Source organism: Achromobacter sp. 2789STDY5608615 (assembly GCF_001298995.1).
GTDB lineage: Bacteria > Pseudomonadota > Gammaproteobacteria > Burkholderiales > Burkholderiaceae_B > Achromobacter > Achromobacter insuavis.
Genome location: NZ_CYTY01000005.1, coordinates 252,522 through 262,878, shown reverse-complemented (window position 1 = coordinate 262,878; position 10,357 = coordinate 252,522). Strand labels below are relative to the sequence as shown.

General features: G+C 65.3%; 11 protein-coding genes, 1 other RNA gene and 1 pseudogene. 10 read left to right on the top strand and 3 right to left on the bottom strand.

Going from position 1 to position 10,357, the window contains the following annotated elements; translation table 11 throughout:
• Together AOZ49_RS33360 and AOZ49_RS06705 are read left to right on the top strand one after the other, a co-directional pair.
• Positions 1–191 (top strand): hypothetical protein (locus AOZ49_RS33360; RefSeq protein WP_231690260.1); only part of this gene is annotated, 191 nt, incomplete at its 5' end.
• A gap of 79 nt (positions 192–270) precedes the next feature.
• Positions 271–636, top strand: coding sequence for a DUF4870 family protein (locus AOZ49_RS06705; RefSeq protein WP_035359985.1), 366 nt, complete (start codon positions 271–273; stop codon positions 634–636).
• 45 nt (positions 637–681) lie between these two features.
• Here AOZ49_RS06705 and AOZ49_RS06700 read toward each other — a convergent pair whose 3' ends face one another.
• Positions 682–1,290, bottom strand: a complete 609-nt coding sequence (locus AOZ49_RS06700; protein WP_054474678.1) for a LysE family translocator — start codon at positions 1,288–1,290, stop codon at positions 682–684.
• Between the two features lie 135 nt (positions 1,291–1,425).
• Here AOZ49_RS06700 and gcvA point away from each other — a divergent pair, with 135 nt between their 5' ends.
• A complete protein-coding gene (gene gcvA / locus AOZ49_RS06695) occupies positions 1,426–2,328 on the top strand; it encodes a transcriptional regulator GcvA (protein ID WP_054474677.1) in 903 nt (300 codons plus the stop codon).
• Positions 2,329–2,747: 419 nt separating this feature from the next.
• On the opposite strand, the gene AOZ49_RS06690 is transcribed toward gcvA, so the two are convergent.
• A complete protein-coding gene (locus AOZ49_RS06690; protein WP_006217453.1) occupies positions 2,748–3,026 on the bottom strand; it encodes an SWIB/MDM2 domain-containing protein in 279 nt (92 codons plus the stop codon).
• Between the two features lie 147 nt (positions 3,027–3,173).
• Between AOZ49_RS06690 and AOZ49_RS06685 the strand changes: the two genes are divergently transcribed.
• Positions 3,174–4,367, top strand: a complete 1,194-nt coding sequence (locus AOZ49_RS06685; protein WP_054433494.1) for a M20 aminoacylase family protein — start codon at positions 3,174–3,176, stop codon at positions 4,365–4,367.
• Complete coding sequence (pyrC, locus tag AOZ49_RS06680) at positions 4,363–5,442, top strand: dihydroorotase (protein ID WP_156355608.1); 1,080 nt, start codon at positions 4,363–4,365, stop codon at positions 5,440–5,442. The genes AOZ49_RS06685 and pyrC overlap by 5 nt, the downstream gene beginning before the upstream one ends.
• 119 nt (positions 5,443–5,561) lie before the next feature.
• Here pyrC and AOZ49_RS06675 read toward each other — a convergent pair whose 3' ends face one another.
• On the bottom strand, positions 5,562–7,397 hold the full coding sequence (locus AOZ49_RS06675) for an ATP-binding cassette domain-containing protein (protein WP_054474675.1): 1,836 nt from the start codon (positions 7,395–7,397) through the stop codon (positions 5,562–5,564).
• Between the two features lie 109 nt (positions 7,398–7,506).
• Between AOZ49_RS06675 and rnpB the strand changes: the two genes are divergently transcribed.
• The 5 genes and pseudogenes from rnpB to AOZ49_RS06655 all read left to right on the top strand — a co-directional run.
• Positions 7,507–7,912, top strand: an RNA gene (gene rnpB, locus AOZ49_RS06710) — RNase P RNA component class A.
• A gap of 325 nt (positions 7,913–8,237) precedes the next feature.
• Positions 8,238–8,666: a division/cell wall cluster transcriptional repressor MraZ gene (mraZ, locus tag AOZ49_RS06670; RefSeq protein WP_006392946.1), complete on the top strand. Its 429-nt coding sequence runs from the start codon at positions 8,238–8,240 to the stop codon at positions 8,664–8,666.
• A 7-nt stretch (positions 8,667–8,673) separates the two neighbouring features.
• Positions 8,674–9,771, top strand: coding sequence for a 16S rRNA (cytosine(1402)-N(4))-methyltransferase RsmH (rsmH, locus tag AOZ49_RS06665; protein WP_054433497.1), 1,098 nt, complete (start codon positions 8,674–8,676; stop codon positions 9,769–9,771).
• Entirely contained in the window at positions 9,771–10,061 is a 291-nt protein-coding gene (gene ftsL, locus AOZ49_RS06660; RefSeq protein WP_006392948.1) for a cell division protein FtsL, read from the top strand. The genes rsmH and ftsL overlap by 1 nt, the downstream gene beginning before the upstream one ends.
• A pseudogene (locus tag AOZ49_RS06655) lies at positions 10,058–10,357 on the top strand (penicillin-binding protein 2); the annotation flags it as partial. The gene ftsL and the pseudogene AOZ49_RS06655, both read left to right, overlap by 4 nt.

Genomic DNA, 10,357 nt, shown 5'->3' with positions numbered 1-10,357 from the left:
CTCTGCAAGACGGCTCGCTGACCGTCCAGTGCCACCTTCGCAGCGTTTTCAAGACGCCGCATTGCCGCCTTCGCAGCGGTTTTCAAGACCGCCGCCACAACGGCGTAATCATCGACGCCGTGATCTTCCGAACGCTGAAAACGGTGTGCCAAAATCACCTTGAGCAAGCCTGCAACCCGCGCCAGCATTGAATGTGCCCAAATAACAACGCTCGTGGGCCGGCTGGGTTTGTGCGGTAAGATTGACCGAGTCAATTGTTGGAGCGTAATCGTGAGTGATACCCAGACCCCCGCGCCCGGTACGGCATTAGACCTGCGCACGCTGACCCATGTGGCCTATGGTTTGTTCGCCCTGGGCTTTCTGACCAGTGGTTTCCTGGGCATCGCCACGCTGGCGGCCGTCGTGCTGATGTACCTGAAGCGTTCGGACGTCGCCGGCACCGTCTATGCCGCCCATTTCGACTGGCTGCTGCGCACCTTCTGGTGGGCGTTGCTGTGGCTGGCCATCAGCTGCCTGGCGCTGATCATCTATATTGGCTGGATCGGCGTGGTCGCGACGGTGGTGTGGGGCTTGTACCGCCTGATCAAGGGCTGGCTGGCCCTGCTGGACGGCGTTGCGCCGACCTCCTACGCCTGATTCCAGGTTCTCGAGCAAAAAAGGCCGGCTGATGCCGGCCTTTTTTTATCCGTTCAATACGACGTACAGCGCGACCAGCAACATGGCGCTGCCGAATACCCTGGCCTGGATGCGCAGCGCCTGCGGCGAATTGAAGCGTCCCAGGATGACCTTGCCACCGTAGATCCAGGGAAAATGGCAGAACAGGCCCAGGATCACGAATGCTGCGCTGAGCCGCCCGACCTGCAGCGACAGGCTGACGCCGGGCATGAGGAACTGGGCGAACATGACCGCGATCATCGAGTGGATTTTCGGATTCAGGATCACGCAGATGAAGCCGTCGACGAAGCCGAGCGGCCGGGTGTCGGCGGCCTGGCTTGCGGGTTTGGCCGATGCACGAAAGAAGCCCCAGGCCAGATAAAGCAGGTAGAGGACGCCCATCCACTTCAGCACGACGTGGATCTGCGGATGCTCATGCAGGGCGCCGCCCAGGCCCAGGCCGTAAAGCGCGCACAGCGCCAGGTTCGCGGCTTCGAATCCGACCCAGAAGGGCACGGACCCCCGCAAGCCGTAGCGGCCACCCGCGGTGGCCAGCAGCGTATTGCCCGGCCCGGGGCTGATGATCATGGGCACCGCATACCCGACAAACGCCATCCAGACTTCCCATCCCGTCATTGCCGCTCCTTGGCTGGCCGTGGACCGGCGCGCGTATTGGGCTGAGCACCGGCGAAGCCGCCATTAAACGGGGCTTACCGAGGCTGGCAAAACGATCTATTCTCATGCCTTCGATAACTCAGGCTAATCGAGTTCATGCGACGCTTGCCTCCGCTCGGCGCCTTGCGCGCCTTTGAAGCCGCTGCGCGTCACCTGAGTTTCACGCGCGCGGCGGCCGAGCTGTGCGTAACGCAGGCGGCCATCAGCCACCAGGTGCGGGCGCTGGAACAATGGCTGGGCCGGGAGCTGTTCGTCCGGCGTGGTCATGCGCTGGCATTGACGCACAAGGGGCAGGCTTATCTGGATGAGCTATCGCTCGCATTTGACCGCATGGCGGCCGCCACGGAGCAGGCGCGTGAGCATCGCGAGGGGCCGTTGCGGATCACGGCGCTGCCTTCCTTTGCCTCGCGTTGGCTGTTGCCGCGTCTGCCGGCGTTTCGCCAACGTCATCCCGAGATCGAGTTCCGTGTCGCCAGCTCGGCGCGCTTGTGGCCGGGCGATGATGAATTCGATCTTGGCATCCGCTCCGGCCTGGGCCGTTGGCCGGGACTGAAGTCGGACTTGATCGCGCGGGAGTATCTGAGTCCGGTGTGCCATCCCCGGTTGGTGGAAGGCCCGCCGGCCTTGTCCGAGCCCGCCGACCTGGCGAACGTCATGCTGCTGCACGACGAGCCACGCGCGGCATGGCGCCAGTGGTGCGAACTGGCGCGGGTGTCGCTGGACCTGACGCAGGGCGTGCAATTCAGTGATGCCGCGCTGGTGCTGCAAGCGGCGGCCGATGGGGTGGGCGTGGCGCTGGGGCGCTTGATGTTGGCGGCGGATGATCTGCGCGCCGGCAAGCTGGTTCGCCTGTTCGATCAGGTGCTGCCCAACGACTATAGCTATTGGCTGGTATCTTCGCGCACGGCCGCACAGCGGCCGGACGCACAGGCATTTCGCGCCTGGTTGCTCGAGGAGGCGCGCAAATCGCGCCTCTCGCCGGCGCTGGCGAAACGCTGAAGAGCCAGGCTGGGCAAGGCTTTGCGGGCAATGACTAATGTGATCGACGGCATCGCGGATGCGATGCCGTACAGGGCGTTCCGCGCAAGGGGATGAGGGGAGGCCATGGCGTGTCGGACATTGCGAACCGCGAGATATCGCGGGCCTTCGCTGTGCAACACGCATTCAGAACGGGCGCGTATCTCTCGATCGATCAAGACCGGGACGACGTTGTCCAAGCGATTGGACGCGACAGCGTTCGCATGCAAACGGATATGGAGGGGGAGGAGAGCCGTGCCCATCGCGGGTGTGGGACTGGCTGCGCAAGGCGGAAAGCCTGCGGTGGCGGGAATCGCCGGAAGTCGGGTCCGCCCGGCGTTCAAGCCAGGGCGTCGCGACAGTATCGAGGCAGGGACGTACCGGGTACGCCCTTTGCCTGCTTACTTCAGATGTGCGTTGACCAGCTTGGTCAGTTCGAACATCGTGACCTGATCCTTGCCGAAGATCGGGCGCAGCTTGGCATCGGCGTTGATGTTGCGCTTGTTGCTCGCATCTTGCAGGTTGTGCTTCTTGATGTATTCCCAGATCTTCTTGGTGACCTCGGTGCGCGGCACGGCTTCCGAACCGATCACAGCAGCCAGTTCGGCGCTGGGAGTCAGGGGCTTCATGAATGCAGCGTTCGGCTTGCGCGCGGTCGCGGGTTTGGAGGTTGTGGCCATAATGCGGCGCTCCTTCTCTGGCTGTTGGAAAAATTGTCCTGCGGCCGGAGCATAACGTGTCTCTCCGGTAAAGACAAAGGCATTTATCCTCTGTAGCAACTAAAATATCCCGACTGTCCCCCCTCTCACGTCATTCTGTAACCTCCTATGTACGCACGTTCTCCTTTGGAATCAATTCGGCTGTTTCATGACGAATTGACGGCGCTGCGGCGCGACTTGCATGCCCATCCCGAGCTTGGCTTCGAAGAAGTCCGGACGTCCGGGATCGTTGCCGGCGCGCTGGAGGCGCTGGGAATCGAGGTGCACCGGGGTATCGGCAAGACCGGCGTGGTGGGCGTCATCCGCGGCAAGCGCTGCGACAGCGGCCGCATGATCGGCCTGCGCGCCGACATGGATGCGCTGCCGATGACGGAGGACAACGAGTTCGGGCACAAGTCGACCAAGCCGGGCCTGATGCACGGCTGCGGCCACGACGGCCATACGGCGGTGCTGATCGGGGCCGCCAAGTACCTGGCGCAGACGCGCAATTTCGATGGCACGGCCGTCCTCATCTTCCAGCCGGCCGAGGAAGGGCGCGGCGGCGCCAAAGCCATGATGGAGGATGGGTTATTCGACACCTTTCCCTGTGACGCCATCTATGCGCTGCACAACTGGCCCGGCCTGAAGCCTGGCACCATCGGCATCAATCCGGGGCCGATGATGGCGGCGGCCGACCGCTTCGAGATCCTGATCACCGGCCGCGGCGGCCACGGCGCGCATCCTTATCAGACGATCGACCCGGTGACGATCGCCGGCCAGATCATCACGGCGCTGCAGACCATCGTGTCGCGCAACGTCAATCCGCTGGATTCCGCCGTCGTGTCCATTGGCTCGCTGCAGGCGGGCCATCCCGGCGCGATGAGCGTGATTCCGCGCGAGGCCCGGATGGTGGGCACGGTGCGCACGTTCCGCAAGTCGGTGCAGGAGATGGTCGAGACGCGCATGCGCGAACTGGTCACGGCGATTGCCAGCGCCTTTGGCGGCACCGCCGAACTGACCTACGAACGCATCTATCCCGCGACCCTGAATACGCCGCAGCACGCCAACTTGGTCGCCGACATCGCCACCGAGATGATCGGCAAGGAAAACGTGGTGCGTGATCTGGTACCGTCGATGGGGTCGGAGGATTTCTCCTTCATGCTGCAAAGCAAGCCTGGCGCCTATTTCCGGCTGGGGCAGGGCGGGGCCGATTCCGGCTGCGTGCTGCACAACTCGCATTTCGATTTCAACGATGCCGTCATCCCCCTGGGCAGCGCGATGTTCTGCGCGCTGGCCGAACGGGGCATGCCGCTGGCAGATTAAGAAGCTCTCCATGTCCACGCAAAACACGAATCAACTGATCATCACCCGCCCTGACGATTGGCACCTGCACCTGCGCGATGGCGCGGCGCTGGAAGCGGTGGTGGCCGACACGGCCAGGCAATTCGCCCGCGCCATCATCATGCCCAACCTGAAGCCGCCGGTGACCACCACCGAGCAGGCGCTGGCCTATCGCAGCCGCATCCTGGCCGCGCTGACCAAGGCGGGCGGTGATGCCGACGCCTTTACGCCGCTGATGACGCTGTACCTGACCGACAACACCTCGGCCGAAGAGATCTTCCGCGCGCACGAGTCGGGCCAGGTCTACGCGGTCAAGCTGTATCCCGCGGGCGCGACCACCAACTCCGACGCCGGCGTGACCGACCTGCTGGGCAAATGCGCCAAGGCGCTGGAAGCGCTGGAGAAATGCGGCATGCCGCTGCTGGTGCACGGCGAAGTGACGGATCCGTCGATCGACGTGTTCGACCGCGAAGCGATTTTCGTGGAGCGCGTGATGAAGCCGCTGCGCCGCGCGTTCCCGGCGCTGAAGGTGGTGTTCGAGCACATCACCACCAAGGAAGGCGCCGAATACGTGCGCGATGCCGAGGGGCCGATCGCGGCAACGATCACGCCGCAGCACCTGCTGTACAACCGCAATGCGATCTTCCAGGGCGGCGTGCGGCCGCATTGGTACTGCCTGCCGATCCTCAAGCGCGAAACCCACCGGCTGGCGTTGGTGGAAGCGGCCACCGGCGGCAGCCCGCGTTTCTTCCTCGGCACGGACAGCGCGCCGCATGCGCGCGGCCTGAAGGAGCACGCCTGCGGCTGCGCCGGCTGTTATACCGCGCTGCATGCGATGGAGCTGTACGCGACCGCGTTCGACGCGGTCGGCAAGCTGGACAAGCTGGAAGGCTTTGCAAGCTTCCACGGTCCGGACTTCTACGGCCTGCCGCGCAATACCGGCAAGCTGACGCTGGTGCGCGAGAGCTATCAGATTCCGGATGAAGTGCCGTTCGGTGACACCGGACTGGTGCCGCTGGCCGCTGGCGAGACGCTGGCCTGGCGCGCGGCAGTCTGAGCATGCCGGCCGCCGCCATGTGGACATGGTGGGTGGCGGCCGCCCTCTATATATAGAGGGCGCTGAAGTCGAGGGCGTGGTGACGGACCCGCCGCGGTCGCGGCGGTCCCGCTATCGCGTCAGAGGGCGCTTTCGCGGCGCGCCTCGAGCAATTCCCAACGCGCGAATTTTTCCTCGAGCTCGCTTTCCAGCTTGGACAGCTCGCTGTTGATGCGTTCGACTTCGGCCGGCGCATCGCGATAGAGGCTGCCGTCGGCGAGCTTGCCGGCCAGTTCGGCCTGCTGCGCTTCGAGCGCCGCGATGGCTTCGGGCAGGCCTTCGAGTTCGCGCAGTTCCCACGAATTCATCTTGGCGGCGCGGGCCGGCTTGGGCTTGGCGGCCTTGGCGCGGGCCGCGGCTTCGTCGGCGGCGCGCGCCGCCTTGGCCGCGTCTTCCTCCGCCGCCGCGGCAGGCGCCGGGGCGGGGCGCTGGGCCACCCATTCGTCGTAGCCGCCGACGTAGTCGCGCCAGTGGCCGTTGCCTTCGTAGGCGATGGTCTGGGTGACGACGTTGTTCAGGAACGCGCGGTCGTGGCTGACCAGCAGCACCGTGCCCGAGTATTCCTGCAGCAGTTCTTCGAGCAGCTCCAGCGTTTCGATATCGAGGTCGTTGGTGGGTTCGTCCAGCACCAGCACGTTGGCGGGACGCGCGAACAGGCGCGCCAGCAGCAGGCGGGCGCGCTCGCCGCCCGACAGGCTGCGCACCGGCGAACCGGCGCGGGCGGGCGAGAACAGGAAGTCGCCGAGATAGCTCATGACGTGCTTGCGGGTGCCGCCGATCTCGACCCACTCGCTGCCCGGGCTGATGATGTCGACCAGCGTCGCGTTTTCGTCGAGCTGGGCTCGCATCTGGTCGAAGTAGGCCACCGACACGTTGGTGCCCATGCGGGTCTTGCCGCTGTCGGGTTGCATTTCGCCCAGGATCAGCTTGAGCAGCGTGGTCTTGCCGGCGCCGTTGGGGCCGATGATGCCGATACGGTCGCCGCGCAGGATGGTGGTGGAGTAGTCGTCCACCACGATCTTCTCGCCAAAGCGTTTGCCGACGTGTTCCAGTTCGGCCACCATCTTGCCCGAACGCTGGCCCTCGGCCAGCGCCAGCGACACATCGCCGACGCGCTCGCGGCGCTCGGCGCGTTCGACGCGCAGGCGTTCCAGGCGCCGCACGCGGCCTTCATTGCGGGTGCGGCGGGCTTCCACGCCCTTGCGGATCCAGACTTCTTCCTGGGCCAGCAGCTTGTCGAAGCGAGCCTGTTCGAGGCGCTCGGATTCCAGCCGCTGGGCCTTGCGCTCCTGCCATTGCGAGAAATTGCCGGGGAAGCTGAGCAGCCGGCCGCGGTCCAGTTCGACGATGCGGGTGGCCACCGAATCCAGGAAGCGGCGATCGTGGGTGATGATGACGGCGGCGCCCTTCCAGGTGCGCAGCATCTCTTCGAGCCAGGCGATGCCGTCGAAGTCGAGGTGGTTGGTGGGCTCGTCCAGCAGCAGCAGATCGGGTTCCTCGACCAGCGCGCGGGCCAGCGCGACGCGCTTGCGGGTGCCGCCCGACAGGCCGGCGATCTGGGCGTCCGCCGGCAGGCCGAGTTTTTCCAGCACGGCGCGCACGCGCGACGGGCGTTGCCAGTCTTCATGGTCGCCGTCGACATTGCAGACCACGTCGAAGACGGTGGCGTTTTCGTCCAGTTCCGGTTCCTGTTCGACCGTGGCCACGCGCAGGCCCGAGGTGCGGGCGATGTCGCCATCGTCGGGCACGGTGCGGCCGTCGAGCAGCCGCAGCAGCGAGGACTTGCCGGCGCCGTTGCGGCCGATGAGGCCGATGCGCTCGCCGGCCTGGATGGCGAAGTCGGCGTGGTCCAGCAGCGGATGGTGGCCATAGGCCAGCTGGATGTCGGTCAGGGTGATGAGCGTTGCGAGAGCCATGTAGTGAGGTCGTTCTTGCGGCGGATGAGCGGATCAGACCGGTATTGTCGCAGGAACCCGCGCCGGGGTTCGGGGACGGAGCGGCGACCTGTACTAGAATACGCACCGCAAGGCGGGTCGGGCGGTCGCGGTGGATGCAAGTCCATCGAGGAAGGTCCGGACTCCACAGGGCAGGGTAGCGGCTAACGGCCGTCCGGTCGCGTCTTCGGGCGCGGTCGAGGAATAGGGCCACAGAGACGAGTCTGCGGGGCGGGCGCGCCAGTCGCGCACCGATACGGCCATCTCCGTATCGCGCCGGTCGGCAACGGCCGGCGGCATCGCAGGGTGAAACGCGGCAACCTCTACCCGGAGCAACATCAAATAGGCATGCGTGCGGCTTTCGGGCCGCGAAGGGCGGCTCCGTCCAAGCATGCGGGTAGGTGGCTACAGCGGCTCAGCAATGATCCGCGCAGAGGAATGATCGCCCGCCAGGGAAACCTGGCGTACAGAATCCGGCCTATAGACCCGTCTTGCATTGGATTTCTCATCGGAGCGGGGCCGCCGGCCGGCTTTTTTCAAGCCCGGCCATCCGCCATCTGGCGCGGAACGCCCGTCAACCCTTGGCAAGCGGGCTGGGTAAAACAATGCAAAGGCATTGTTAGCCGCCACTTCTTAAGAAGCACTTTTAGATAGTGACGCAACCTCCTGATTTATTGGGAGGTTTTTCTTTTTGCGCATTTACAAGTTGCTCTAAGTCCTTGTTGTGATTGAAAAAATTGCAACCGCGCGCTTGACCGCCCCATTGCCATACCGTAGAGTGGGAAATAGTAGGAAATTGTGCAATTAAGTGGGGTAAAAGTGGTGTTTCAGGGAAGCAGCGCGCTCACGCTGGATGCCAAGGGACGGATCTCGATTCCGACCCGGCATCGTGACGCGCTGATGGCGCAGGCGGAAGGCCGCCTGACCCTGACCCGCCACCCAGACGGCTGCCTGCTGGTGTACCCGCGGCCCGAGTGGGAAAAGAAGCGCGAGCAGATTGCCGCCTTTCCCATGACGGCGCGTGCGTTGCAGCGGCTGTTGCTGGGCAACGCTCAGGACGTGGAACTGGACGGCTCCGGCCGCGTCCTGATCGCGCCTGAACTGCGCAACGCTTCCGGTATGACGCGCGATGTGATGCTGCTCGGTCTGGGCGCCCACTTCGAGCTGTGGGATGCCGCTACCCTGGCCAGCCGCGAGGCTGAGGATCTGGCCAAGGGTATGCCGGATGTGTTGAATCAGTTTTCGTTCTGAAAGAGTTATGGAATTCGAACATCGGCCCGTCCTGCTGGAGCCGACGGTGGACGCGCTGTTGCTGGCCGATTTCGGCGGCAAGGGCGCGGCACGGTCGCAGCCCGGCGACGAGCCGGCCGCGGCTACGCGTGCGGAACGCGGCGTCTTCGTGGACGGCACCTTTGGTCGCGGCGGTCACAGCCGCGAACTGCTTGGCCGCCTGGGCCCGGCGGCGCGCCTGGTGGTGTTCGACAAGGATCCCGAGGCGATCGCGGTAGCCAATGCGTTGGCGGCGGCGGACTCCCGGGTGACGGTGGTGCATGGCGGCTTTGCCACCATGGCCGAAGAATTGCGGCAGCTCGGCATCGAGAAGGTCGATGGCGTGATGCTGGATCTGGGCGTGTCGTCGCCTCAGATCGATGATGCCGAGCGCGGTTTCTCGTTCATGCGGGACGGCCCGCTCGACATGCGGATGGACACCACTCGTGGACCCACGGTGGCGGATTGGCTGGCGCAAGCCAGTGTGGATGAGATGCGGGAGGTCATAGCGGATTATGGCGAAGAACGGTTTGCTTTTCAGGTTGCAAAGGCGATTGCTGCTCGCCGCGCAACAAGGCCGCTGCGCACCACGCTCGAACTTGCCGAGTGCGTCGCCAGCGCCGTCCGCACGCGCGAAAAGGGGCAGCATCCGGCCACACGCACCTTTCAAGCTCTACGGATTTACATCAATCGGGAACTCGAAGAGCTCGCGCGCACCCTCGCGTCAGCTCTAGACCTGCTCGCCCCAGGGGGGAGGTTGGCGGTGATCAGCTTTCATTCGCTTGAAGACCGCATGGTCAAGCAGTGCATCGCGGCGGCGGCTCGTCCGGCCGCCGCGCATGCGCGCCTGCCCCTGCGCGAAAGCGAAATGCCCCAGCCGGTCCTGCGTTCCCTGGGACGCGTGCTGGCCGAAGACGAGGAAGTCTCGGCCAACGCGCGCGCCCGTTCGGCGGTGCTGCGCGTCGCCGAACGCACCGCCACGCCCCTGCCCGCCGAGGGCGGCATGGCGTTCGTGAAAATCGGTTCGCTGCCCGGCAGCGATCTCGCGCCGCCGCCCCGCCGCGGCGGCAAGGGAGGGCGCCGCTGATGGGTCGCGTCAACCTGATCGTTGCGGCTTTGCTGATGCTGTCGGCCATTTCCCTGGTCACCAGCCGGTATCAGTCGCGCCAGCTCTTCGTCGAGCTGGGTCGCGATCAGGCGCAGGCGCGCGACCTGGAAACCAACTGGCGGCGCCTGCAGCTGGAACGCGCCGAGCTGGCGCGCAATGCGCGTGTCGACGTGATCGCGCGCGACAGCCTGAAGATGATTCCCATCGTGCCGGACCGCACGCTGTACCTGAACCAGGCGCCGGTGCCGGCCAACGGAGGTGCCCAATGAAGCGCGTTCCGTTCTTCGACAATCCGGTGCTGCGCGGCCAGCTGCCCACTTGGCGTGCGCGCCTGGTGCTGATCCTGCTGTTCGGCGGTTTCACCGTGCTGGCCGGCCGCGCGCTGTTCCTGCAGGGGCTGTCCACCGAATTCCTGCAGCAGCAGGGCGAGCGCCGCTACGAGCGCACCCTGACGCTGTCCGCCACGCGCGGCAAGATCATGGACCGCAATGGCGCGGTGCTGGCCTCGAGCGTGCCGGCGCGCGCCATCTGGGCCATTCCCGAAGACCTGAAGCAGGCCGCGCCC